This is a genomic window from Candidatus Saccharimonadaceae bacterium ML1 (assembly GCA_030253535.1).
Taxonomy (GTDB): domain Bacteria; phylum Patescibacteriota; class Saccharimonadia; order Saccharimonadales; family Saccharimonadaceae; genus Saccharimonas; species Saccharimonas epibionticum.
Genome location: CP124550.1, coordinates 478713 through 503215, shown reverse-complemented (window position 1 = coordinate 503215; position 24503 = coordinate 478713). Strand labels below are relative to the sequence as shown.

At 53.0% G+C, this 24503-nt stretch carries 20 protein-coding genes; 13 read left to right on the top strand and 7 right to left on the bottom strand.

Translation table 11 applies throughout. The annotated features are described in order from the left end of the window. Window positions 1–47 precede the first annotated feature (47 nt). Window positions 48–584 (bottom strand): TrmH family RNA methyltransferase, encoded by a 537-nt coding sequence (locus SEML1_RS02610; RefSeq protein WP_376753691.1) that lies wholly within the window; start codon window positions 582–584, stop codon window positions 48–50. 54 nt (window positions 585–638) lie between these two features. Here SEML1_RS02610 and SEML1_RS02605 point away from each other — a divergent pair, with 54 nt between their 5' ends. Next, window positions 639–2261, top strand: a complete 1623-nt coding sequence (locus tag SEML1_RS02605) for a GspE/PulE family protein (RefSeq protein WP_376753690.1) — start codon at window positions 639–641, stop codon at window positions 2259–2261. A gap of 333 nt (window positions 2262–2594) precedes the next feature. Further along, window positions 2595–3167, top strand: coding sequence for a hypothetical protein (locus SEML1_RS02600; RefSeq protein ID WP_376753689.1), 573 nt, complete (start codon window positions 2595–2597; stop codon window positions 3165–3167). Window positions 3168–3335: 168 nt separating this feature from the next. Here SEML1_RS02600 and SEML1_RS02595 read toward each other — a convergent pair whose 3' ends face one another. Then, window positions 3336–4469 (bottom strand): NAD(P)-dependent malic enzyme, encoded by a 1134-nt coding sequence (locus SEML1_RS02595; RefSeq protein WP_376753688.1) that lies wholly within the window; start codon window positions 4467–4469, stop codon window positions 3336–3338. Window positions 4470–4504: 35 nt separating this feature from the next. Between SEML1_RS02595 and SEML1_RS02590 the strand changes: the two genes are divergently transcribed. The 3 genes from SEML1_RS02590 (at window position 4505) to SEML1_RS02580 (ending at window position 6456) form a co-directional block, all read left to right on the top strand. After that, window positions 4505–4759: a hypothetical protein gene (locus SEML1_RS02590; RefSeq protein ID WP_376753687.1), complete on the top strand. Its 255-nt coding sequence runs from the start codon at window positions 4505–4507 to the stop codon at window positions 4757–4759. A gap of 73 nt (window positions 4760–4832) precedes the next feature. Continuing rightward, a complete protein-coding gene (gene rplS, locus SEML1_RS02585; RefSeq protein ID WP_376753686.1) occupies window positions 4833–5354 on the top strand; it encodes a 50S ribosomal protein L19 in 522 nt (173 codons plus the stop codon). Window positions 5355–5457: 103 nt separating this feature from the next. Then, the gene (locus SEML1_RS02580; RefSeq protein ID WP_376753685.1) at window positions 5458–6456 is read left to right on the top strand and encodes a ribonuclease HII; all 999 of its coding nucleotides are present in this window, start codon (window positions 5458–5460) and stop codon (window positions 6454–6456) included. 105 nt (window positions 6457–6561) lie between these two features. Here SEML1_RS02580 and SEML1_RS02575 read toward each other — a convergent pair whose 3' ends face one another. Next, entirely contained in the window at window positions 6562–9060 is a 2499-nt protein-coding gene (locus tag SEML1_RS02575; RefSeq protein WP_376753684.1) for a M1 family metallopeptidase, read from the bottom strand. 36 nt (window positions 9061–9096) lie between these two features. Here SEML1_RS02575 and SEML1_RS02570 point away from each other — a divergent pair, with 36 nt between their 5' ends. Further along, window positions 9097–9777, top strand: a complete 681-nt coding sequence (locus SEML1_RS02570) for an HNH endonuclease family protein (protein WP_376753683.1) — start codon at window positions 9097–9099, stop codon at window positions 9775–9777. Here SEML1_RS02570 and SEML1_RS02565 read toward each other — a convergent pair. Next, window positions 9742–10392: an NUDIX hydrolase gene (locus tag SEML1_RS02565; RefSeq protein WP_376753682.1), complete on the bottom strand. Its 651-nt coding sequence runs from the start codon at window positions 10390–10392 to the stop codon at window positions 9742–9744. The two genes, SEML1_RS02570 and SEML1_RS02565, sit on opposite strands and share 36 nt — an antisense overlap. 69 nt (window positions 10393–10461) lie before the next feature. On the opposite strand from SEML1_RS02565, the gene SEML1_RS02560 reads away from it, so the two are divergent. Next, window positions 10462–11148 (top strand): queuosine precursor transporter, encoded by a 687-nt coding sequence (locus SEML1_RS02560; protein ID WP_376753681.1) that lies wholly within the window; start codon window positions 10462–10464, stop codon window positions 11146–11148. Here the strand turns inward: SEML1_RS02560 and tgt are convergent, their stop codons facing one another. Beyond that, a complete protein-coding gene (gene tgt / locus SEML1_RS02555) occupies window positions 11149–12393 on the bottom strand; it encodes a tRNA guanosine(34) transglycosylase Tgt (RefSeq protein WP_376753680.1) in 1245 nt (414 codons plus the stop codon). A 369-nt stretch (window positions 12394–12762) separates the two neighbouring features. On the opposite strand from tgt, the gene SEML1_RS02550 reads away from it, so the two are divergent. Continuing rightward, entirely contained in the window at window positions 12763–12906 is a 144-nt protein-coding gene (locus SEML1_RS02550; RefSeq protein WP_376753679.1) for a hypothetical protein, read from the top strand. Window positions 12907–13251: 345 nt separating this feature from the next. On the opposite strand, the gene queA is transcribed toward SEML1_RS02550, so the two are convergent. Then, window positions 13252–14280 carry a tRNA preQ1(34) S-adenosylmethionine ribosyltransferase-isomerase QueA gene (gene queA, locus SEML1_RS02545; protein WP_376753678.1) on the bottom strand — a complete coding sequence of 343 codons (1029 nt, stop codon included), beginning with the start codon at window positions 14278–14280 and terminating at the stop codon, window positions 13252–13254. Window positions 14281–14438: 158 nt separating this feature from the next. Between queA and nusA the strand changes: the two genes are divergently transcribed. The 5 genes from nusA (at window position 14439) to SEML1_RS02520 (ending at window position 21706) form a co-directional block, all read left to right on the top strand. Then, window positions 14439–15557: a transcription termination factor NusA gene (nusA, locus tag SEML1_RS02540; protein ID WP_376753677.1), complete on the top strand. Its 1119-nt coding sequence runs from the start codon at window positions 14439–14441 to the stop codon at window positions 15555–15557. 196 nt (window positions 15558–15753) lie between these two features. Beyond that, on the top strand, window positions 15754–18225 hold the full coding sequence (locus SEML1_RS02535; protein WP_376753676.1) for an ATP-dependent Clp protease ATP-binding subunit: 2472 nt from the start codon (window positions 15754–15756) through the stop codon (window positions 18223–18225). Beyond that, window positions 18194–19192 carry a GumC domain-containing protein gene (locus tag SEML1_RS02530; RefSeq protein ID WP_376753675.1) on the top strand — a complete coding sequence of 333 codons (999 nt, stop codon included), beginning with the start codon at window positions 18194–18196 and terminating at the stop codon, window positions 19190–19192. Before SEML1_RS02535 ends, SEML1_RS02530 begins: the two co-directional genes overlap by 32 nt. After that, window positions 19192–20544, top strand: a complete 1353-nt coding sequence (gene radA, locus SEML1_RS02525) for a DNA repair protein RadA (RefSeq protein WP_376753674.1) — start codon at window positions 19192–19194, stop codon at window positions 20542–20544. The genes SEML1_RS02530 and radA overlap by 1 nt, the downstream gene beginning before the upstream one ends. A gap of 40 nt (window positions 20545–20584) precedes the next feature. Beyond that, the gene (locus SEML1_RS02520) at window positions 20585–21706 is read left to right on the top strand and encodes a PIN/TRAM domain-containing protein (RefSeq protein ID WP_376753673.1); all 1122 of its coding nucleotides are present in this window, start codon (window positions 20585–20587) and stop codon (window positions 21704–21706) included. A 41-nt stretch (window positions 21707–21747) separates the two neighbouring features. On the opposite strand, the gene SEML1_RS02515 is transcribed toward SEML1_RS02520, so the two are convergent. Beyond that, window positions 21748–24489 (bottom strand): transglycosylase domain-containing protein, encoded by a 2742-nt coding sequence (locus tag SEML1_RS02515; RefSeq protein ID WP_376753672.1) that lies wholly within the window; start codon window positions 24487–24489, stop codon window positions 21748–21750. Window positions 24490–24503: the final 14 nt, after the last annotated feature.

The following is a 24503-nucleotide window of genomic DNA, read 5'->3' as shown; positions in this document are numbered from 1 at the left end:
TTTTTGCGCCGGCGCCGGAAAGCGCTGCGCCATAGTGTTTGAGGATATTATTTCGTCAATTCGTACAGCGCGATTCCCGCCGCCACCGATACATTGAACGATTCTTTTTGTCCGCGCATTGGGATTTCGACAATGTCGTCGACTTGGCGCAGCAACTCCGCCGGTACGCCGTAGACCTCTTCGCCGAGTAGCAGCGCGAGTTTTTCGGGCGCTCGGTAGTCTGCGAGATTGATTGAATTTTCTGCTTGCTCAAGCGCCGCGATCCGATAGCCATTTGCTTGCAGCTCGTCAAAATTCGGCGCGTCATGGTATTCAAACGGCACGATTGCTTCGGCGCCAAGCGCTGTTTTATGAATTTGTTTTGTGATTTTTTCGCGAGTGTGCGGCAAGCGCGGATCAGTTCGGCAAATTTCGCTATCGCTATATGCGCAGAACGGCGCAGCGGCGGTGAGCGATACGTCGGGATACGGCGTGTAGCCGCTCAGGATAATCCGGCGGATCCCGAGCCCCTCGCAGGTGCGAAAAATCGCCCCCACGTTGTGCGTCGAGCGAATATTGTGCGCGATCACGATAATTTCTCTCATATTTTCTATTGTAACACTCGCCAAAACCGTAAGCTTTTTGCTATACTAGCACTAGTGAACGAAGAAGAAGTCCAACGTAGACGCCGCGAACAAGATGAACGCGCCACGCAACGCCGCGCGGCGATTTTGGGGTTGCCGTATTTAGATACGCGTGAACTGGAGCATGAAATCCCGCTCGTAAAAGATATGCTTCCGGTGCAACAAATGCATCAGGATCGGATCGTACCGCTAGTGCGCGGCGGCAACGAAGTGATGTACCAGTTTGGCGTGACATCGCAGACGCCGCAGTCGGTGCTGCAAGTCATGCGCCGCCAGTACGAAGAGCGCGGCGATCAGATTCAATTTTCGCTAATTAGCCTGAGCGGCTACCGCGCGCTTATGCTGCGCTACGACCCGCCGCGCCCCACCGAGTATCAGGATATCAAAATTGCCAAAGAGGGCGATAGCGACACGATCGCGCAAGTTAGTCAAACGCTTAATACAGTGACGAGCAGTGACCTGTTTGATTTTATTATTCAACAGGCGGATCGGCTGGGCGCGAGCGACATTCACATTGAAAATGAGCGCGATAACATTCGCGTACGTTTGCGTGTAGATGGTGCGTTGCACCCGGTGGCGCATTTGGAGCGCGATCGTTACCGTGTGATTATGGGCGAACTCGCAAGCCGCGCCGGCATCAGTACGGCGGCGTATCAATCGCAATCGGGGCATATGCAGCGTGAGATTACGACCGAGCAGGGTACGCACTTGCTTAATATCCGCGTCGAGACTGTGCCGACGGTGTACGGGCAAGACGCGGTGCTGCGTTTATTCAACTTCGACGAGAGTTTGCTGAACTTGGACTTGCTAGGCATACCGCCGCGCCAGCGCCGCGAAATTGACGAAGTAGTGAGCCACCCGCGCGGGCTTATGCTGATGGTCGGGCCGACGGGCAGCGGTAAATCGACTACGCTCTATAGCGTGCTGAACGCGCTGAATACTTCTGATCGCAAACTGATTACGCTTGAAGATCCGGTTGAGTACAGTTTGAGTGGTATTTCACAGATTCCGATCGACACGACGCATGGGCAGAGTTTCGCGGACGGACTGCGCAGCGTGCTTCGTCTCGACCCAGACGTCGTGATGGTCGGCGAGATTCGCGACACCGACACGGCGCGCACCGCGATACAGGCGTCGATTACAGGGCATTTGGTGCTATCAAGCTTTCACGCAAATTCAACGAGCACGGCATTTAGCCGCATGATTGACATGATCGGCGTGAACCCGATTTTCTCAAGCGCGATTCGCTTAGTGATCGCGCAGCGCTTAGTGCGCCGGCTGGTTGATGCGACAAAAGAAGAATACGAGCCGGACGAGGCGACGCGCAATTACGTGAAGCGTGTGTTGGCAGGCATACCGGCTGATGTTGAATGTCCGGACTTAGATACGTTTAAGTTATGGCGGCCGAAACCTAGTAATGACGCGCCGTTTGGCTATAAGGGGCGTATCGTGATTATGGAACAGCTAATCGTGACCGAGGAAATCCAGAAATATATTCGCGGCGATGTTGAAGATGTCCATCCCGAATCAATTGAACAAACTGCCAAAGCTGAAGGCATGCTGACATTGGAGCAAGTCGGCGTGCTGGCGGCACTCCGCGGCGAAACGACTCTAGAAGAGGTCGCTCGGGTGATTTAAGCTGGTTTTTGGTGTTTTTTGCGAAAGTTGGGTGGTGACGGTTGTCCGGATTTGACAAAAACAACAAAAACACTTCTAAAACTCTTGACAAACAGCGTGATGTGTGATAGTATAATAGTATACCACTCCCTCTAGCAGGTTGAGTCGGTATGTATACTTAAAAATGAAATCTGAGAAGCGCCGACTAGCGCCGTAGGATTTCAGACTCTCTATCAAGATATAAAAATTTTTCGCGAATAGCCATTGGCTGTTTGCGCGTTTATGTGTGAGTAGAGAGTCTGAAAAGGTTGGACTCGCTAGCGCGCCCATAGTCGGGCGTAGAAAGGGGTCAAAATGGCCTCCACTGAGTACATCGCCATCGTCACCCCCGAGGCCGCTGCGGCGGCCTTTAACCGCTTTACGAATGTCAGCCTTGCGGAGGAGTCTCTCCGTAAGGCTCAGGAGGAGCTGGCGTACGCCAGCTCCTCCATCTCCGCAGGCTCCCCCGCGCGCCGCCGGTGTGCGGAGAGGGTTATCGACGCGTTTGCGTTGGTGACGCCGGCCACGGTGTTCGTGGCCAACAACTCCATTGGAGGTCGCCACGTGGTGGCCTCCGACGAGGCGGTGGGCTTCGTGCCTGCCCTCGCCATGAGGTACCAGGACGACTGGTACTGGTGGGGGCTTAGTACCCTCGACCTGTCCCAGCCGGGCTGGGAGGAGGTTGTTTTCATATCGGCGACCTCCAGGTCGTCGCTGCGGGCGACGCCTAGCCTTGTCGGCAGCGTGTGGCTGGAGTTTGAGCCCGGGTACGACCCGGACTACCGAGGTGCCTATTTTGAGGCCTGGCGTCAGGCAGCGGGTTACCCGCTGTCCGCTGGCGATGACGAGGTGGTATACTCCACCTCGTCCCCAGGCTACGCCGCGTAGCCCAGATCGCCCCGCGCACTCGGGGCATCAGATTTCATTTTCCGAGACCTTGAGAGTGCGCTCAAGGTCTCCACACCCGCGCCTTCTTGGCGGAGATGGTCGAGTCTTGGTTTAACCACCGAATAGACTCCCATCTCCGCCGGAAGGGCGGGTTTTTCACTTTTGGTATTATTTGATCACTGCCGAGACCGCTGATACAACACGCTCATCAAACGGCGATGGGATGACTTGGTCGGCGGTTGGATTGTCGACCAGGGCGGCCAGCGCCTCGGCGGCGGCGATTTTGTGCTGGTCGGTGATTTTTTTGACGCCGTTATCTAACGCGCCGCGGAAAATACCGGGGAAGGCCAGGGCGTTGTTGACTTGGTTTGGGAAGTCGCTGCGTCCTGTTGCAATGACGGCAACGCCAGCGTGCTTTGCCTGATCGGGCATAATCTCGGGAATTGGATTTGCAAGAGCAAAGACAATAGGGTTGGCTGCCATGCTCTGTATATGCGCTTGCGTAAGCAGCCCGCCTTTTGATACGCCAATAAAGATATCAGCGCCAGCGATTGCATCTTCCATCGTGCCGGTCTTATCCCGGTCTACGAATTCGAGAAGCGCTTTCTTTTCACTGTTGAGGTCGGTACGGGCATCGCTAATAATGCCGCGGCTATCGACAGCAATAATCTCACGGACGCCGTATAGGCGTAGTAGCTTTATGATAGCCGTACCGGCTGCTCCTGCTCCAACAGTGACCACCTTGCAGCCTGATAGCTTCTTATGAACAACCTTCATTGCATTGATAAGCCCTGCTAACACAACGATAGCCGTACCATGCTGATCATCGTGAAAGACGGGAATAGATAACTCAGCCTTTAAGCGCTCTTCAATCTCAAAGCACTTCGGCGCCGCGATGTCTTCAAGGTTAATGGCGCCAAAGCTTGGCGCGATCGCTTTCACGGCTGCTACGATCTCATCCGGCGTATGGACGTCAAGGACGATCGGTACACTGTCGACGCCAGCAAAGTGCTTGAATAATAGTGCCTTGCCTTCCATGACCGGCATAGCAGCCTTTGGACCGAGATCACCGAGTCCAAGGATTGCTGAACCATCGGAAATAACAGCCACAAGGTTATTCGTCCACGTATACCGCGGCAAGCTCGCCGGGTTATCGGCAATAGCCCGGCTAACTGCTGCAACGCCCGGGCTATAGTAGGCGCTGAGTTCATCGCGTCCGAGCTCGCGCGTGTCTCGCAGCGCCGTGGTGATTTTACCTTTGTACTTTTCGTGTAGGGTGAGTGCTAATTGATCGTAATCCATATGTCTATTATACGCTCATTTGGTATACTGGAGGCATGAAGGACGACCAGTTTACGAAATTGTTTAGGTATATGGAAAAGCGCTTTGATGAAATCGATAAGCGCCTTGACACCATGGCAACAGAAGACGACATCTCAAAAGTGTACAATATCCTCGACCAACATACTGCTATGCTTGAAGATTTGACGGCTGAAACCGCCGCCCTTAAATCTTCCGACGATCGCCAAACGCGCCAAATTGAGTACATTGCCAGGCAGACAGGCGTGGACTTGCGTGAGGTGGCGGCGTAACGCTTGCTCTCTTCAGCATTTCGTGCTAAAATTGGTAGTTGATTGTACTAATAATGATATAAGCGAGAGAGACATGAGTTTTGCACTGATTCAAAAGGTGAACGACGAGCAGAAAAAAGCCCAAGTCGTCGATGTGCGCAGCGGCGATACGGTGCGCGTGCATCAAAAAATTAAAGAAGGCAGCAAAGAGCGCATTCAGATGTTTGAAGGCGTGGTTATCCGTACCGACAACAAAGGACAGCACACGAGCCGTATTACTGTACGCAAGGTTGCGAGCGGTATCGGCGTGGAGAAATCGTTTTTGCTGCATAGTCCGCTGGTCGAAAAAGTTGAGGTTGTGCGCCGCGCAAAGGTTCGCCGCAACTTCCTTAGCTACCTGCGTCAGCGCAGCGGTAAATCGGCTCGCTTGACTGCTGTGCAGTTTGATCGCGAGGCTGTTAATGCAATTCGCGACGAGCACGCCGAAGCCGAGGCGGAACGCCTAAAAGAAGAGAAAGCTAAAGCGGCTGCCGAGAAGAAAGCCGCGGAAGATGCGAAGCAAGCTGAACTTGACGCTAAAGCGGCGGAAGTTGCAGCGCGGCACAAAGAAGCGTAGTTCCTCGTACGATTCTTAGCGAAAAAATCCCCCGAACGTTAGCTTCGGGGGATTTTGCGGCTATAGACAGGTCTATCTGTAGATTTTTGTTACAATAAAACGTATGATCCTCGGTATCGACGAAGTTGGGCGCGGACCGTGGGCGGGACCGCTGGTGGTTGGCGCGGTGGTGCTGGGCGGCGCGCAAATTGATGGTTTAACGGATAGTAAAAAGCTGACGAAAAAACAGCGTGAAGCATTAGATATTGAGATTCGCAAACAAGCGGCTGGCTATGGTTTGGGCTGGGTGAGTGCGGCGGAGATTGATGATATTGGCTTGAGTATGGCGCTGCGCTTGGCGGCGCGGCGGGCGGTTGAAGCGGTTGATAAAACTGGTGCGAGTTATCACGAAATTATCATTGACGGAACGGTGAACTTTTTGCGTGATACAAGCAAAGGGCGGTTTGTGACAACGATGAAAAAGGCGGATTTGCTGGTGCCGAGCGTCTCGGCGGCGTCAATTATTGCGAAAGTTGCAAGGGACAACTACATGGCTGAGCAGGGCGCGCGCTATCCGGCGTATGGTTTTGGCAGCAATGCCGGTTATGGCGTTGCAAAGCATCGAGCGGCGATTGAGCAATTCGGCGTGACGCCGTTGCATCGGCTGAGTTTTGCGCCGCTCGTAAAGTACGCAAATGGCGAGGTGGATCTTGAGGCGTCATGCGCCGGCAAGTTCCCCAAGCACCCTGCAGTCCGAGGTAATAAAAAATCAGCCACAGCCACTAGATTGATCGGTGACGCGGGCGAGGCGGCTGTCGCTGAGGCGTTGATAGCTGACGGGCATGAGATTGTGGCGCGTAATTGGCGTACGAAGTGGTGCGAGATCGACATTGTATCGCGCCGTGGCGGCAAGCTATATTTTACCGAGGTAAAGTATCGTAAAAACACTGTTCACGGCGACGGTTTGGCGGCGATTACTCCGCGCAAGCAACGGCAGATCCGGTTTGCGGCGGAGTTATTTTTGGCGCAGAATCCGCAATTTGGCAAGTGCGAAGTTCACTTGCTTGCGGCGGATGCATCGGGCGAGCCGCCATGCGTGCGGCAGATTGTTGAGATGGATTAGTTTACTCTCATCTTTTTTTGGGTTTGTCGGCAAGGCGCGCGCCTATGGAGCAGGCGCGACAAGTTGCGGGATAATAATAAGTGCCGCATTGGTTTTTCCGCAAAATCACCGCGATAACGCAGCGATCACTCCTGGAGCGTCGCGGTCGATGAGATCTAGCTTGCCTTCAAGGTCTAATAGCCCCATGTCAATGGCGCGCACGAGCGATTGGTCGTTGCGCAGCGGCGTGAAAAATTCGCGGTACTCAGCGAGCTGCTGACGCGTCATCAGTAGGCTGGCGGCGTAGCGCGGAAAGTAATCGTGGCTTTTGTCGCTGGCAAAAGTCTTTTCGATCCATCTCCAGTTATCGCGCAGCCACTTCCAGGCGAGCTCGCGCCCCTCGCGGTTGCGCAATAAATCAACAAACCAATGTACGGTATCTTGGGTACGAATAACGCGCGTGTTGGTGAGCAGGCGGATCAGGTGTTTTAACTCACCGAGGTCGCGCGTAGCGGTGACGCCCGATGCGATGTCGCTGCGCAGCTCGGCAGATGCAGAGTTCTCGTACATCTGAAGCAATGTGCGGACGATATTATGTGGTTGCTGGTCGTGGCGGACAACAGCACTGATGATAAGCGGGCGCAATTCGGCATCAAGCTGCTCCAGCGTGTTGGCGCGATACAACTCGCGCGCCTGGCGGATTGCGCCGGCATCTTCGCCGTACAGCATGCAACCGATGATGATCGCTCGAAGCTTGGTGTCCTGTTCAGGTTCGCCTGGCGCGGCGCTCCAGCCTAGGCGTGTATATTGCGTCCGTGCTAGGTCGGCGGCAAAAGTGCGCAGCATGTGCTCGGCAGCTGTATCATGATCAACGAATTTTTTGAGTTCGCTCAGTGCGAGCGATATGATTTCCCAAACTTTTTGGTCGGATTCATTTTTGTAGACAGATAATAAATCGACAAGCGTACTGCTTGGCAACAGCCCGCCGCGCATCAGAAGCAGTTGCTCGTTTAGATACTGCGCGCGTACCGATGATTCAAGCGTGCCCGCCAAAATTTCGCGCATAATTCGTCCGCGCAATTCATCGTCGTACAGCGTGATGAAGTGTCCGGTATTCGCGGCGTTTAACAGTAGCATGTCGCTGCCGGCATATGATACGGCGACGGATGCGTCGGCGAGTATATCTGGTATGCGCGAGTCGTTCGCGCCGAGCGGAATCGGCCATAGGCGGTTGTTCGGCTGGTGCGGTCCGACGAAAAATTGCTCTTGCGAGAGTGTGAGTTTGCCGTCGGCAAGCGTTGCCCGCACGACGGGGTAGCCTGGCTGCGAAATCCATGTATTCATAAGCGCGCCGACGTCTTTGCCGCTGGCAGTGCTGAGACACTGCCACAAGTCGTCGCCGGTCGTGTTGTCGTATTGGAATTTGGTGAAATAATCGGTTAAACCGCGGCGGAACGCATCGTCGCCAATCCAGGTTTGCACCATGCGCAGCAGGCGCCCACCTTTGGCGTAAACGATTGCGCCGTCGAAAAGCGCGCTGATCTCCGCTGGGCTTGATACGTCGACTTGCACAGGCTGTACGCCGTCAATACAATCGCGGCGCAGCGCAGCGACGCCCTCGTTGCTGGCAAATTCATCCCACTGCCGCCATTCGGGATGGAGCGCGTCGGTCGCTAAGTATTCCATCAGCGTGGCAAAACTTTCGTTGAGCCATAAGTTATTCCACCATTTCATCGTGACGAGGTTGCCAAACCACTGATGGCTGAGTTCGTGCGCGATGACTGTGGCAATGTATTGTTTGCTTGATATGCTGGTAGTGGCAGGGTCGGCAAGCAACGCGATCTCGCGGTAGGTGATAAGCCCCCAGTTCTCCATCGCGCCGCTCGAAAAATCAGGCAGCGCAATATGGTCGGATTTTGGCAGCGGGTACGGTACGCCGAAGTACTCGTTAAAAAAGTCAATCGTCCGTGCCGCGTGATCAAGCGCCCACGAGAGACTGGCAGCGGGCTGCGCCATCGTGGCGTATACGTTTACCTCAATGCCGCTTGCGGTGCGCGTGGTAGCGCGCTGCAGATCGCCCGCAGCGAATGCGACGAGATATGTACTCATGCGCGGCGTGGTTGCAAAAGTTGTGACGCCTGATTGCTGTGAAACGACTGGCATATTGCTAAGCAATACAGGTTGATCCGATACAAGCGAAATATCAAACGTTGCTTTGGCTTCCGGCTCGTCTATGCACGGAAAAGCTTCGCGGGCGTGATGGCTTTCAAACTGCGTAGCATAAAGCTCGCGCTGTTTGCCATCAACTTTGAAATAACAAGGGTAAATACCATGCATGGCATCGGTCAGGCGCAGCGAAAACTCAATCGCAATTGTCACCTGATTTGCGCCTGGATGGGGAATAATCAGCTCGTCGTTTTTGGCAAAAAACTCTGATACTTCCTGCTGGTTTACGAGCACGCGCGATATACTCAGATCTTTTGCGTGCAAGCGAATCGTACCGTCGACAACTTGCTGCCCAACGATAATCGTTGTACCGGTGATGCGCCGCTTGTCGCGTGCGCGCGACAGATTCCACTGAATTGTATAATGTTCGGGAATAAATTGAGAAAATAATCGGTTCATATATTTAGTATAGCAGAGGTGCGTTATACTAAGCATATGCAGCAACGGCGGCGACGAATAATAGCAGTGATAGTGCTCCTAGCGGCACTAGTGGCGTGGATTGTGCAAACGGTACCGCAGCCAGCCGCGCCGACGCAGCAACGAAGTGGCAATGGCGAGCTAGCGAGTGCAGCGCTGGAGATGTTGCCGGTGAAAGGCCGCGCGCCAAAGACCGGCTATAAGCGGGCGCAATTCGGCGATGGATGGGCGAAGCTTGGCAATTGCGATACCCGAAATTTGATTTTGCAGCGCGATTTGAAAAACGTTGTATTAGAAGATGATAAGTGCAAGGTTCGTGCGGGCGCGTTGAACGATCCGTATACCGGCAAGGCTATCGCGTTTGCACGCGGCGCGTCGACGAGCGCAGCGGTGCAGATCGACCACGTGGTAGCGCTGAGCAATGCGTGGCAAACGGGAGCGCAGCAGCTTTCTGCTGAGCGCCGCGTGCAGTTGGCGAACGATCCGCTGGAGCTGCTGGCGGTGGACGGTCCGGCGAATCAGCAAAAAGGCGATGGCGACACTGCGACGTGGCTGCCGAGCAACAAGCCGTTTCGCTGCCAATATATTGCGCGCCAAATTGCCGTCAAGCGAAAGTATGCGCTCTGGGTCACCGAGCCGGAAAAAGCCGCCATGGCGCGCGTATTATCGTCGTGCCCGGAGCAGATTATGCCGGCGTAAGGCTGCGAGGTTAGGTATACAATTAAGTAAATTACTGATTTTCAGACTGATAGATAAATTATAAATTATAAAAGCGGAATTATTGAACGAATCATATAACTGCAGCGCTGCGAGCAATGTGATATTCTCGATTTCACCTGCCGCAACCATGCGTGTGATTTCTGCGCGGTCTGTCCATACGCTTTCGATAAATTCCTCATCGTCTGATGGAAGTGTTTCCTCTCGCAGATCTCTGCACGCTATAACAAACTGTTTGCGGTCGGAGCGGCGGTTGTTCAAATAGTAACTACCGATTACCGTACAGCTATTCGCAGTGAACCCTGATTCTTCCGCTAATTCACGGCGGGCGGCGTCAATAATATTTTCGCCTGATTCTATCGCACCGCCGGGAAGTTGCCAGAGTACTGTATTCGGCGGGTAGCTATATTCTTTTTGCAATAAAATGTGTTCGTCGGCGTTTATTGCGATGATGGCGACGCTATGCATTTTCGCTGGTTCTTCGCGTAAATAAGATATTTCTTTGCCGTTTGGCAGGGCGACTGTATCTTCGGTAAGCTGTAGCCGCGGATGCTGAAAAATATGTTTTCGCGCGATGAATTTCCATGGTTTGATCATGTAAATAGTGTATCACGCTGAATGGGTACACTTTGCTTGAAGCACGCTCTATGCAGTATAATTTCTACCATGTTTAATTTTCTTACGCGCAAACGCAAAAAATCATTCTCCGCTTATGATGTACTCGCGGCGCTTTTTCTCACAACGCTTATCGTGAGCAATATTGCTAGTACGAAGATCATTGCCGTTGGTCCGTTAGTCCTCGACGCCGGTACGGTGCTGTTTCCGCTGGCGTATATCGCGGGTGATATCATCACCGAAGTGTACGGGTTTCGGCGGATGCGCCGGCTAATTGTCATTAGCGTGGCGATGATGCTGCTGACATCGGCGACCTTTTGGTTGGTGCAGGTGCTGCCGGCGAGCGCTGATTGGACGAACCAAGCGGCGTATGATTTAACGCTTGGTGTGGTATGGCGTATCGTTGCGGCGTCGCTTGTTGCGCTATTTTTCGGTGAAATCTTGAACGCATACGTGATGGCGCGCGCCAAAGTACAGACCAAGGGAAACGGCTTGTGGCTGCGACTGATCGGTAGCTCGGCGGTGGGCGACTCAGTCGACACAGTTTTGTTTAGTGTCATTGCATTTATTGGTACGATGCCATCCGCATCGCTTGTGCAGCTGATCGCGACGGTGTTCGCGATCAAAATGGCAGTGGAGATTATCATTTCGCCCGTGACGATGCGTTTAATTCACGCCATTAAGCAGCGCGAGCAAACTGATGTGTACGAATTGCCTGCAAAGCACTTGCTGGATTAGCTATAACGATACGCCTGCCGGTAATTTGTCGCCGTAATAGCGCGCCAGGAATTGTTGTTTGAATGCAAAAAATGTGCCGTTGATAATTGATTCGCGAATTTGGTCGACTGTTCGTACGACGAAACGTTCGTTGTGGATACTTGCGAGCGTCGCGCCTAGAATTTCATCGGCGCGGAATAAGTGATTGACGTAAGCGCGAGTGTAATGCTGGCAGGTATAGCAATCGCATGCGGCGTCAATTGGCGAAAAATCTGCTTTGAAGCGCGTGTTGCTAATATTGATGCGACCATTGAGCGTGTAGAGCGCACCGTTGCGCGCTTGGCGGGTTGGCGCTACGCAATCAAATGTATCAATACCATATTCTACGCCTAGGAATAAGTCCGCTGGCTGCGACCCCATGCCGAGTAGATGGCGCGGCTTTTCTGCCGGCAGCGTCTCGCACACCCAGCGAACGACGCTTGAGATTTCGCCTGGCTCAAATACGCCGCCGATGCCGTAACCGTCGAACTTGCGCGCCCCTAAAAATGCGGCTGATTCGCGCCGTAAGGCTTTGTCGCGCGCGCCTTGCACGACGCCGTAGAGCGCCTGTAGATTTTCGCCGCGCTCCGTATGCTCCATATTGAGGTCCGAGTGGCGTTTCAAACAGCGCTCCGCCCAGGCGTGTGTCCGGTTCATCGCTGCCGCAATTGTTTCGTGTGAGGCGAGAGGCGCAGTCAACTCGTCGAACGCCATGTGAATGTCTGCGCCGATTGTATGTTGCAGTTCCATCGAAGACTCTGGTGTCATTAGCAGTTTCGCACCGTCAATATGCGAGCGAAACTCTGCGCCCTCGTCTGTTACTCTTACCAGTTGGTTGCGCGACACCACCGCCAGCTTGGCGTTTCCTTTCTGTGTGTGTGCTACCGCGTCAATGCCTTTTTTGTATGCGATTCCCAGACTGAATACTTGAAACCCGCCGCTATCGGTAAATGTTGGTCCGTCCCAATTCATGAATGAACCCAGTCCGCCGCCAGCTCGCACAATGTCTGCGCCTGGTCGCAACATCAGGTGGTACGTGTTCGCTAGCACCGCCTGACCGCCGTAGCTGCGAATTTGCTCGGGAGTGATCGCTTTTACTGTTGCTTTAGTGCCGCCCACGATAAATGCCGGCGTGCGAATTTCGCCGTGCGGCGTATGAATGACACCCGCCCGCGCTAGCGTACCGGGTAAGCGGCGGGTAATGTCAAAAGTAAGCGCAGTGTCCATGAATATAGTATAGCGCATTTGCGCCAACAGATGGGATGTGGTATAGTAAGGCGTGTTGTCGCCGATCCTGGCGGCAAGGAACTTTGAGAGAAAGGGCAGAATGTCTGTCTTTTTGCATTCAGTAAAAATTATTGGGGGGGCCGAGCCCCTCGCAATTTGCTATAGCTGCCACTGAGGGCGGTAGCAAAGAGATTGTTATCCGTCTTGCTCTTTGCGAAGACGGTGAAATCCTCCATGAACAGTGGGGAGCATTGATTAACTTTAGCAACGCGAGACGTTCTGCTCATTTGGACGGTATGTATGCCGTCCAGGATGGGTGCTGGAACGTTCAGTATGACCCTCTCAGGCGAGCGGGTCATATTGTTGCCAATGATGGCACTTATGACAGCGTCGCTGCAGCGCGCCGCGCGTTCTTTGGAGCGCGCCCTCGTCGTTTCACTACAGTCAGGTACGCCACCTGGCTGCGATGAAAAAAACTTGTTTCTGAAGCGCAAAAGGAGGAAGGAGGTGTGATGCTTCCTATCTATACTGCTACTGTTTCCGGCGTGGTGGCAGTGTTAGCGCTCATTGCGCTGATGCTCCTGCCGCGCCGGCACGACCGGCACAAGGACAACGAGCGCTAGCATTCGTTGTCCTTGCATGCGGCTTTATTGCTCAAGTTTGCACGCTTGAGCAATAAAGCTCTCTTAATATAAACCGCTCGCTGCTTGTGCTCGCTCGGAGAGCCCAGCACAGGCGCGAAGCGGTCAACGCCAAGGCCCAGGGGGCGTACAATCCCTGGGCACTTTTCATAGTTTGAATATCATCGCATAAACCTAGCTGCCAATGATACAGAGTAGCACGCACAGTTTAGCTGCCCTATGCAATTATCATACTATCGCCATAACTAAAAAATCGGTATTGCTCGGCGACAGCGTGCTCGTATGCAGGGCGTAGTATATTCCAGCCAGCAAATGCCGCAGCGAGCATGAGGACGGTGCTTTCTGGCAAATGAAAATTTGTAATCAGCGCATCAATTACCTGAAATTTATAGCCCGGATAGATAAATATATCTGCTTCGCCGGTGATGTCGTGCGGCGATTCGTGCAGGATCTGCCGGTGGGCATATTCAAGCGTGCGTGTCATTGTCGTGCCGAGTGCAATGACGCGATTACCACTCGCCTTTGCAGCTTGGATTGCGGCTATGGTGGCGGCAGGGATTGAAAAATATTCTTGGTGCATCGTGTGCTTGGCGACATCATCTACGCGAATCGGCAGAAATGTGCCGAGCCCGACATGCAGCGTAGCGTGCGCAATAATAACACCTTTGGCGTGCAGCTGCGCGAGGATCTCGTCGGTCATGTTGAGGCTGGCAGTTGGTGCGGCGACTGAACCAATTTCGCGCGCAAAAACGGTTTGGTAGCGCTCAATGTCGGTGGGCGTGGCGTCGCGGTTCATGTAGGGCGGTAGCGGCACTGAGCCGTATTCCTCAGCAATGTCAAGCAGGCTGCGCTGGCTGCGAACGACAGCAATCCCGCCGCCCAAAATTTCCTCAACAACTAATTCATCATCGCCAACAAAAAGCGTATCGCCAGCATGCAACTTGCGGCGGTAAATTACTTTATGCCGAAACCAGTCGTCGCGTGAGCCGTGCTGCTCGACGAGCACTAGTTCACGTTCGCCGCCGCTTGGCTTGCGGGCGTGCAGGCGGGCTTTTAGTACTTTCGTATCGTTGATGACGAGCACGTCGCCCGCATTTAGGTAGTCAACGATATCAGGGTAATGGCGGTCGTTGATTACACCAGTGCGGCGGTTAAGTGCAAGCAGTCGCGATGTCCCGCGTACAGCGGGCGGCTGGTCGGCAATGAGCTCGTGTGGAATATCATAATGGAAATCGGATAGCTGCATAGGCATCAGTATAGCACGTCTTTCAGTGGCGAGCGCGTCAATATAAATAGTGAGGAAAGACGTAGCGGGCGGTTCTTGACAGCGTACGCTGCAATTGATACAATAAAATTGTACTAATCCGGCCGGCAGGTCGGAATTTTTCGTAAGAAAGGAACATTATGCAAGACTTGAACGTGAAACAAATGACGCTGGCGATGCGCACGATCGCTGAAGAAAAAGCGCTTCCCGAGGATGTTATACTAGGCGTGATTGAACAGGCCATTGCTGCGGCGTGGCGCCGCGATAACGGCGAGCGCGAGCAAAACGTACGCGCCGAACTCAATATTAACGATGGTACGGCAAAAGTATCGGTCGTGAAAACGGTTGTCGAGGATGTCGAGAACGACGCTAATCAAATTAGCCTGGAGGATGCGCGAAAAATTGATGAAAACGCTGAGCTTGGCGCTGAGGTCGTAACAGAAACGCATGACGTTACGAGTTTCGGGCGCGTAGCGGCGCAGACTGCTAAGCAGGTCGTTATTCAACGCCTGCGCGAAGCAGAGCGCGAGGTTGTGCTGGCTGAATTTGAGGATAAAATCGGCACGGTTGTGACGGGCGTCGTGCAGCGTGTAGAGCCGCGCGTTGTACGCGTTGAGCTAGGTAAGGCGACGGGTATTTTGCCGCAAAGCGAGCAGATTCAAGGAGAGTATTATTCGGTTGGGCAGCGTCTCAGAGTATTTATTAAGGATATTGAGCGCGACGGGCGTGGTGCGCAGCTAGTACTTAGCCGCGGCAACGAAGCTTTTATTGAATATCTATTCCGCCAGGAAGTGCCGGAAATGGAAACCGGCGCGGTCGAAATCAAGGGCATTGCACGCGAAGCGGGCCGCCGCACGAAGTTGGCAGTCGCGAGCTTAGTGCCGGGCGTTGATCCGGTCGGCACGTTCGTTGGCGGGCATGGCACGCGCGTGAATGCGGTAATGAATGAGATCGGCGATCAGGAAAAAATTGATATCGTAACTTACGACGAGAACATTGATACGTATATTCGCAACGCGCTTAGTCCGGCGGAAATTGTGAAAGTTGAAATTGATAAAGAACATAAATCGGCGAAAGTCTATGTCACAGAGGATCAGCAATCAATCGCGATCGGCCGCGGCGGACAAAACGTACGTCTGGCAAGCCGCTTGACGGGCTACGAGCTGGATATCGAAACAGCAACCGCCAAGCCGGCCGAGAAAAAACCGCGCACAAACATTGAAGATGGGCTGTTCGCGGCGATTGAAAATCAAGAATAGAATTTACTACTACAGCAGAAAGTCTCCCAATCCCTGAGAGGCTTTTTTGTTTGGCTGGGCGCGTTATCGGCGGTTCTGTGTGGCGAGGCGGGTAAAAACTATAAGAAAATTAGCACTCTCCCTTGACGAGTGCTAACATTATCGGTATACTAAGATATATGGGCTGTTATACCAGAGAAACGGAGCACAACGAATAATGCCAGAGGATTTTGCAGATTTTATTTCACATTTGACTGATAATGCGCGCGCGAGCGTGCAGCATGCTGATGCAATTGCGCGTGGTAACGGGAGTAATTATATTGGAACCGAACATTTATTGCTAGGTGTATTGGCGCAGGGTTCAAGTTCAGCGGCAAAAGTGCTCGCAGACGCGGGCGTAACGCTGCAGCAGGCGGAAATAGCGCTTGATATCAAACCGTCGCGCGTCGTAACAAGCACAGGTGTCGTCGGTTTAAGCGAGACGGCGATGTTGACACTGCGCATGGCGTGGGAGGCTGCTAAAGAATATAATCACGATTTTTTGGGCACCGAGCATATTCTTTATAGCGTGCTGCGCCAAGGTAACGCGCGGGCTACGACGCTGTTGCGCGATATGGGCGTGGACGTTGATAAAGTAATGAATGAACTTGAAGATTCGTTCGAGGAAAATCGCAGTGAGCACGGCGATGTCGCGACCGAGCCGCGGCGGCGGGCGGTACGCGGTGGCGCGCTTAGCGCGTTCGGGATTGACTTGACGGCGAAAGCGGCAGCGGGCGAGCTTGACGCAATGATCGGGCGCGATAAGGAGCTAGAGCGTATGATCACGATCCTGAGCCGGCGTACAAAAAATAATCCTGTGCTGATTGGCGAGCCGGGCGTTGGCAAGACAGCCATCGTTGAGGGTTTGGCGCAGCGTATCGTGCACGAGGACGTGCCGGCGCATTTGCTTGACAAACGCGTGATTATGCTAGATATGGCGGCGATGATCGCAGGCACGAAATATCGCGGCGAGTTTGAAGACCGGTTGAAAAAGGTCGTCGCAGAAATCAAGAAGCACGCGAATATTATCGTGTTTATTGATGAGCTGCACTTGCTGGTGGGCGCTGGCGCGGCCGAAGGTAGCATGGATGCGGCAAACATTTTGAAGCCGGCGCTTGCCCGCGGCGAGTTGCATATGATTGGCGCGACGACGCTTGACGAATATCGCAAGCATATCGAAAAAGATACGGCGTTAGAGCGGCGTTTTCAGACGATTGTCGTGAAAGAACCGACGATCGCGCAAACGATTGCAATTTTGAAAGGGCTGAAAAGTTATTATGAAAAACATCACGGCGTGACGATTACTGATGATGTGATCGAATCGGCGGTATACATGAGCGACCGCTATGTGTCTGATCGCTTCATGCCAGATAAGGCGATTGACGTGCTTGACGAAGCGGCTGCGCGCGTGCGAGTTAAGCAAGGGCATGTGCCGAGCCGGCAGCGCGATTATCTGAAAGAGCTTAAGCACTTGAACGAGCGTATGGAAGAGGCGGTCGCGCATGAAGATTATGAGCGGGCGGCGCTCTACAAGCAGCGGATTAGCCAGATTAACGAAAAGCTAGAGGTCGAAAAAATTGCGCAAGAGGGCAAACGAGCGATTCGTCTGACCGATGATAACGTGGCGCATGCTATCGCGGTAATGACTAACATACCGGTCGAGAAAGTACAGACCAGTGAAGCAAAGTTACTGCGGCAGCTTGAAAAGCATTTAAGTAAATATATTATCGGACAGCGCGAGGCGATTCAGAAAGTGTCGCGCGCGATTCGGCGCAGCCGCTCTGGCGTCGCAAGCAGCCGCCGCCCCATTGGCAGCTTCGTGTTTATGGGGCCGACAGGCGTAGGTAAAACGCAACTTGCTAAGGTGCTGGCACGTGAAGTGTTTGGCAGCGAAGACGCGCTTGTTAAAATTGATATGAGCGAGTTCGGTGAAAAGCACAATACATCGCGGCTTGTTGGCGCGCCGGCGGGTTATGTTGGCTATGAGGATGGCGGCAAGTTGACTGATAAAATCCGGCGGCAGCCTTACAGCGTTGTGCTGTTCGATGAAATTGAAAAAGCGCACCCTGACGTATTTAATTTGCTATTGCAGCTGCTTGAAGACGGCGTGTTGACCGACGCAAAAGGCAGGGAGGTGAGTTTTCGCAACACGATTATTATTCTGACGAGTAATCTTGGCGCCGATCAGATGATGAAAGAATCGGAGCTTGGATTTCGCGCGCATAGCGTTAAGAACGGGCAGCTTGACTCGCTGCACGAACGTAATGCCCGCTTAACGCGCGAAGCGCTTGAAAAATACATGCGTCCAGAACTTATTAATCGTTTCGATGGCATCATTACATTCCGTGCGCTCACGCGGGCGGAGGTCGGTAAGATTTTTGACCTGCTAATTGGAGAGTTGCGCCAGCGGCTCGTGCGGCAAGGTTTGGCGTTGAAAGTTGCGCCCGCAGCGAAACGCTATCTGATCGACAAAGGCTATACGGTGAAGTATGGCGCGCGCCCGCTGCGCCGTGTCATTGAGGATGAGGTTGAGCATGCGATTGCCGAGGGAGTTCTGGCAAATTCGTATAAAAAAGGCGATATTCTAGAAGTAGTATTAACCAAGGAGGCAATTGCGATTGAACGGAGCAGCGAAACCGAAACGAACTAGCTTCATACGATCGTTTGCTGCGATCGCGGTAGCTGCTGGCGGGCTGGCGGCGGCGTATTGGTTCGGCCCGCAGCTGCTTGACGAGTTTCGCGCGCAGCAATATACGCCGTCATCGCAGATCTCAGCGATTGAACAGCGCGTAACGCTAACATCGGCGGGTAAACGGATTTTTCACGCGACTAGTCCTGAGGTGCAGGGCTCAGAGCAATTTAACAGCAGTTGTCATAGCGTGGAGCGGACGACGGCAATCTTGGGGTGCTACTACCGTGACCGGATTTATTTGTATAATGTGCAAAACGATGAGCTTGATGGCGCGCTTGACGTGACGGCGGCGCATGAGTTGCTGCATGCAGCGTATGCGCGGTTGAACGCACTTGAACGGCAGAAAGTGGACGGATTAGTGCGCGCAGCGTATCAAAAAGTGAAAGACGAGCCGACGCTAAAACGCTTAATGGAGTATTATAAACAGGCGGAGCCAGGCGCTGAGGTTAATGAATTGCACTCAATTTTAGGCACAACGATCGCAAATCTCGACAGCGAACTAGAGCGGCATTACGCGCGCTATTTCACGAACCGTGCGAGCATCGTAGCGCTGAACCAGCGTTATACGCAAGTATTTTCGGAATTAGACCAGCAAGCGGCATCGTTAAAGACGAAAATTTCTACTGAAGAATCAGCGCTCAAAACCGAGACGGATACTTATCAGAATGAATTGAATCAACTGAACTCCGATATTCAAAGCTTCAACCAGCGGGCGGCAAGCGGTGATTTTTCATCGCAAGAGTTCTATGCGGCGCGAAATGTGCTTTCAGGGCGCGTTGCGGCGTTAAATCGCCGGCAAAATCAGTTAAACGCACGTATATCAGCGTATAATACGATGATTGTCGAATACAACAAGCTTGCCGTGCGGGCGCAGCAGCTGAATCAAAGCATGAACGGCGTGAGTGCGCCGAGCGAGGTGAAGTAGTGGTAAAAGCGCGCAGCCAATTTGTGTGCCAGCAGTGCGGCGCGAGCTACCCGAAATGGGTCGGCAAGTGTGAGAATTGCGGCGAGTGGAATTCACTCGTGGAGCAGGTTGTGCATGCGGCGGGCAATTCAGCAGTGGCGCGGAGTGCTGCGCACGGCAATATATTGAAAGCGCAGTCAATGCGTTCAATCTCAGCAGAAGTATCAACCGCGCGTCTTGGCACGGGTATTGCCGATCTAGACGCGGTATTGGGCGGCGGTATTTTGCCGGGCGGCGTTATGCTACTGGCTGGTCAACCGGGTATCGGCAAGTCGACGCTATTGCTGCAAATAGCGGCGCATATCTCTGAGGACGCGCTAGTGCTGTACGCGAGCGGCGAGGAGTCGGCGTCGCAAGTTAAACTGCGAGCTCGGCGCTTGGGTGCGGTGGCGGGCGACCATTTGCAATTTGTCGCAAGCACGAGCGCTGACGATATTGCGGCGACGATTCGCAGCGGCGCTTACAAACTTGTTATTATTGATAGCATTCAAACGCTTAGCCTTGAAGAGGTGGCGAGCGCGCCGGGAACGGTCAGTCAAATTACTAACTCAAGCAACGTCATTATTCGTGCCGCTAAAGCGTCCGGTGCAGCAGTGATTTTGGTCGGACATGTCACGAAAGAAGGTTCAATTGCCGGACCAAAAGTATTGGAGCATTTAGTTGATGTCGTGCTACAGTTTGAGGGCGACCGCTATGGTGGCTTCAAAGTAGTGCGCGCGGTAAAGAATCGCTACGGCTCAACTAGCGAGGCGGCGATCTTTGAGATGAGTGAACGCGGTTTGAGCGTGGTCGAAAATCCGTCGGCGGCATTACTTGCCGAGCGTCAAAATGCTGATGGATCGGTAGTGCTTGCTACGCTTGAAGGTAATCGTCCGATTTTGGTAGAAATTCAAGCCCTTGTCAATTCGACAAATTTCGGGTATCCTAAAAGGACGGCGAGCGGATTCGACTTGAATCGCCTCAACCTGTTGATTGCTGTGCTTGAGAAACGCACAAAACTGAACTTATCTGACAAAGATATTTATATCAATGTAGTGGGCGGACTGAAGTTGGCGGATACAGCGGCCGATTTGGCTGTTGCGATGGCGATCGCTTCGGCGGCAGCGGGGCGCAAGCTAGACGATGGCTTGGTGGTGTTCGGTGAAGTTGGTTTGGGCGGTGAAATCCGCTCGGCGCGACTACCTAATAAGCGTATTGCTGAGGCGAAGAAGCTCGGTTTTACCCAGGCGATTGCTCCAAAATCGGGCAAAAAGAATTCATTTGTGCGCGGCGCGCATGATTTGCGCCAGGCGCTCATTGACTACATGAAGTAGTTGCCAACAGAGATTAAATCTCGCGAAAAGAAAGGAACGTATGGAAACAAAAGATATTGTATTGCTAGCGGTGACGCTGTTAATTTTGGGCGAAGTATCATATTTATTGACGCGGCTGCCAAAGACGAATATTAAAGCGAAAGACCGCGCGATTCTAGTCGATACATCGGTACTGATGGACGGGAGGATTGTTGCGGTAGCGGGCACGGGATTCATTGGCGGCACGCTGGTGATTCCGCGCTCGGTGATCGGTGAGCTGCAATTTTTGGCAGACCATGCCGATAGCGATAAACGTGCTCGCGCGCGCCATGGGCTTGACGTTGTGACGGAGTTGCAGGCGATGGAGCGTGTCGCAGTGGAGCTGCTGCAGGATGGCAGCCGCGCCAGCGAAGGTGTTGACGATCGGCTGCTATTGCTTGCAAAACAACACGGCGCGGTTATCATGACGCTTGACTATAATCTTAACAAAGTCGCAGCGGTGGAAGGCACGGAAGTGCTGAATCTGAATGAGCTGGCGCAGAGTCTGCGCATGGAATATTTGCCGGGAGAAAAGCTTCTTCTCGATCTGATTCAGAAAGGACAAGACTCGCACCAGGCGGTCGGTTATTTGCCGGACGGCACGATGGTCGTCGTTGAGCAGGCGAGCAGTAAAATTGGGCAAACACATACGGTCGAAATCGTGCGCAGCCTGCAAACAGCGGCGGGGCGCATGATGTTTGCGAAGCTAGTAGATGAGGTTCAGCCGGAAAAACGCCGTACGCAGCGCCAATCGTCAAAATCGCACGGCGCAATCTCTACTGCGGCGTCAGGCGAACTAAACAAAACGGCAAAATCGCAAGCAGCAAACAATACATCAAACGAGTTGGCTGCCCCGTCTACTTCAAATCAACGCCGTCGAGGTAAAAACACGTCAAGCGTGCAGCGTAGTAGTACGGCAACCCAAGCGCGCCCGGTAAAAACAGCGCAGTCGTCGCGCATGCAGCGCACGCCCGAAGATAGCAAAGCTTCTCGCCGGACGCGCACTTCGCGAAAAGGAAAAGACGATACGGCGGCACAGGCTTCGCGCTCGCAACCAAATGTAAATTCCGCGCCGCGCCGTACGAATCATTCGCGCCGCAAAAATCACGAGGATGACTTGATCGCTCTCGTGAATGAGCAGTAGCGAGCAGATTTCTCGGGCAGCCTTTGGAAACGAACTTATTGCTAACTGCCGCTTGATGAACTGCTGCTCTTTTGGTAGCTCGTGCTATTTGTTGCGGTGTAGTAGCCGACGTCGGTCACTTTTGCGGTGATCGTGCCGCTTGTAGCGGACGCCAAGTCGGTCGGCGATAATGTCCACGTACCGTTGCTGTCGACCTGTTTGCTGGCAACAACCGTACTGCCGGATAGTAATTCAATCGACTGAAGCGTGTAGCGCCCGTGCGTATACGTGACGGAGACGGTGCCACTTGATGTTGTGCTGACTGATACGGTTGGTTTGGCGTCGTCGCATTGGTGGGCGTCGTCGTCGGCGTTGGCGTCGTAGCTGCTATCGGTCGAGGTGATGATTTCTTTTTTAGTAAAATCATCTTTCGCTTTGATGACGCCGATTTCAATTTTCGCATCTTCCGGCGTACATGAGGTCGCCTTCTTTTTTGACACTTTATCGAACGTCATCTTTGCTGTTGATGTACCGGTTGATTTGTTGTAATACGACGGAAAGAGTTCGCCTTTGATATTTTGGATACCGCTCGGTGCCGTATACCAATCGCTTAGGGCTAATTTCTTTTGGTCGGCGTACGATTTCGACACTGCCGCCATCGTTTTATCAAAGAACATTGCAGGAATGAGCGAGTTGCCGCTCTTGAGGACCGATGTGTCGGAATTGCCGAACCATACTGCCATTGACAGGTTTGGCGTGTAGCCGGCCGCCCAGATATCTTTCGACGCGACCTTGCCGTTTTTTTCGCCGTTACTTGTTCCCGTTTTGACCGCAGCGTGAACACCGATTCCGGTGAGCGCCGGTAGATAATCTTGATTCCAGCCAAGCCCGGCGCGCGCCTTCGCGTCGCCTAGAATATCGGTCACAATGTACGCCGCCTGCGGGTTGATGACTTGTTTGCTTGATGCTTTATATTCTTTGAGTGTTTCGCCGTTGCTGTTTGTGACTTTTATGATTGACGTTTGCGGCATGTAGACGCCCTGGCGGCTCAATGTTGAGTAAGCATTGACGTGGTCAATCAGCCGCGTGCCGCAGCTGCCGAGTGCGCTCGACAAGCCAGCCTGCGCGTCGGCGCCATTGGTGCAGTAATATTTATTACCGGCAGCACGAATTAGCGACCAGGTGCTGCCAGAATTGTTCTGCTCGTTAATCGCCATCGCTTTGACGGCGGGAATGTTGCGCGAGCGGTCAAGCGCCTGGCGGATATTAATGTTATTTTGAAACTTATTGTCGGCGTTTTGCGGCGTGTAATTACCTGGGAACGTCGTTTTGGTATCGGTGAGCGTCGAACCGCTGCCGTAGTTCTGCTTGCCGCTGCCTTGGTCGCTGAATAGCTGCGCATAGACGAACGGCTTGATCGACGACCCCGGCTGAATAAACGCTTTTGCGGCGTTATCCTGGCCGAATCCGGTGTAATTGAAATCGCGGCTACCCATTAGCGCTAGCAGCTGGCCGGTCTTCGTGTCTTCAATCGCTGCCGCGCCGTTCGTAAAGCCGGCATGGTTCGGACAATTTCGATAGTTGCAATCGCGGCTCGTCATGCTGCCATTGAACATCGCTGTCATATTTGACTCAAGTAAATTTTGTACGTCAATATCAAGCGTCGTCTTCACGGTTAGTCCGCCTTCGCCGACGATCGTTTTGCCGAGTTCGCCTTCCAGCTGCTCTTTGACCATTTGCACAAAATGAGGCGCTTTCACATTAGAATACTGATCGGCAAGCGGCTTTACAGTGTCCATAATAGCGACACTTTTTGCTTGATTCGCTTGCTCCTTGGAGATATATTTCATCTCAACCATATTATCAATCACTTTGCGCTGGCGTGCGAGCAGAGCATTACGCCCGGCGATATTGTACGGATTATAGGCGCTCGGATTGTTTGGGATTGCCGCGAGTAGTGCACACTCCGATAAATTCAAATCTTTCGATGATTTGCCAAAATATGTCTGCGCTGCCGACTCAACGCCATTGCGCCGTCCGCCATACGGCGATTCGTTTAAGTAGAGCCCCAAAATTTGGTCTTTACTATACATGCGTTCAACTTCGACCGCCAAAATAATCTCTTTAATTTTGCGCGGAATACCCGCTAGTCCGCGTTTTGCCGCCTCGTCGCGGAAGAACACTTGCTTGATCAGCTGCTGCGTCAGTGTCGAGCCGCCCTGCACGGCGTTTCCTTGGGCGTTGCTCAGCAGGGCGCGCATGATGCCGGAAATGCTAATGCCGCCGTGTTTATAAAAATCTTTGTCTTCGATCGCGACCGTCGCCTGATCCATGCATGGCGCAATATTTTTATGGTCGACAACTAGCGTATAGTCGCCATCGCCTTTGTCCTCCCATAGTAATTTATTATTGCGGTCGTAATACTTTGTCACTGTGGTGCGTACGCGCTGCGATAGCGTGTCGGGATTGATCTGGTCGAGATCTTTGCGGAAATAAGCGAAAAGCGCCGTGCCTGCCAGTACGAGCAGCAACATGCATACGCCGATAATCTTCAGGAACATAAATAATCCCTGCCGGCTGAACCAATACTTCGCTACGCGTTTCGGGTGTAACCGGTACAATAAACGCTTCAGCGGATGTTTCGGCAGCGTCGCTAAGTACTCCGCTTTCTTTCGTGCTTTAGCGTCTTTTTTAACTTGTCGTTTGCGGGCGAGGTTAGAATAAACGCTCACGCCTTTCTTTGTCGGTCCCTGTTTTTTCCCCACAGTAATTTTCTTCCCATAAGCAATATTACCCTCCATCATACCACCATTTATGT

Coding starts and splice junctions, on each gene's coding strand:
- rplS (WP_376753686.1), top strand. CDS start 4,833: ATGAGTTTTGCACTGATTCAAAAGGTGAACGACGAGCAGAAAAAAGCC.
- SEML1_RS02520 (WP_376753673.1), top strand. CDS start 20,585: ATGGAAACAAAAGATATTGTATTGCTAGCGGTGACGCTGTTAATTTTG.
- SEML1_RS02550 (WP_376753679.1), top strand. CDS start 12,763: ATGATGGCACTTATGACAGCGTCGCTGCAGCGCGCCGCGCGTTCTTTG.
- SEML1_RS02575 (WP_376753684.1), bottom strand. CDS start 9,060: ATGAACCGATTATTTTCTCAATTTATTCCCGAACATTATACAATTCAG.
- SEML1_RS02565 (WP_376753682.1), bottom strand. CDS start 10,392: ATGATCAAACCATGGAAATTCATCGCGCGAAAACATATTTTTCAGCAT.
- nusA (WP_376753677.1), top strand. CDS start 14,439: ATGCAAGACTTGAACGTGAAACAAATGACGCTGGCGATGCGCACGATC.
- SEML1_RS02515 (WP_376753672.1), bottom strand. CDS start 24,489: ATGATGGAGGGTAATATTGCTTATGGGAAGAAAATTACTGTGGGGAAA.
- queA (WP_376753678.1), bottom strand. CDS start 14,280: ATGCAGCTATCCGATTTCCATTATGATATTCCACACGAGCTCATTGCC.
- SEML1_RS02570 (WP_376753683.1), top strand. CDS start 9,097: ATGCAGCAACGGCGGCGACGAATAATAGCAGTGATAGTGCTCCTAGCG.
- tgt (WP_376753680.1), bottom strand. CDS start 12,393: ATGGACACTGCGCTTACTTTTGACATTACCCGCCGCTTACCCGGTACG.
- SEML1_RS02610 (WP_376753691.1), bottom strand. CDS start 584: ATGAGAGAAATTATCGTGATCGCGCACAATATTCGCTCGACGCACAAC.
- SEML1_RS02535 (WP_376753676.1), top strand. CDS start 15,754: ATGCCAGAGGATTTTGCAGATTTTATTTCACATTTGACTGATAATGCG.
- SEML1_RS02590 (WP_376753687.1), top strand. CDS start 4,505: ATGAAGGACGACCAGTTTACGAAATTGTTTAGGTATATGGAAAAGCGC.
- SEML1_RS02560 (WP_376753681.1), top strand. CDS start 10,462: ATGTTTAATTTTCTTACGCGCAAACGCAAAAAATCATTCTCCGCTTAT.
- SEML1_RS02600 (WP_376753689.1), top strand. CDS start 2,595: ATGGCCTCCACTGAGTACATCGCCATCGTCACCCCCGAGGCCGCTGCG.
- SEML1_RS02595 (WP_376753688.1), bottom strand. CDS start 4,469: ATGGATTACGATCAATTAGCACTCACCCTACACGAAAAGTACAAAGGT.
- SEML1_RS02580 (WP_376753685.1), top strand. CDS start 5,458: ATGATCCTCGGTATCGACGAAGTTGGGCGCGGACCGTGGGCGGGACCG.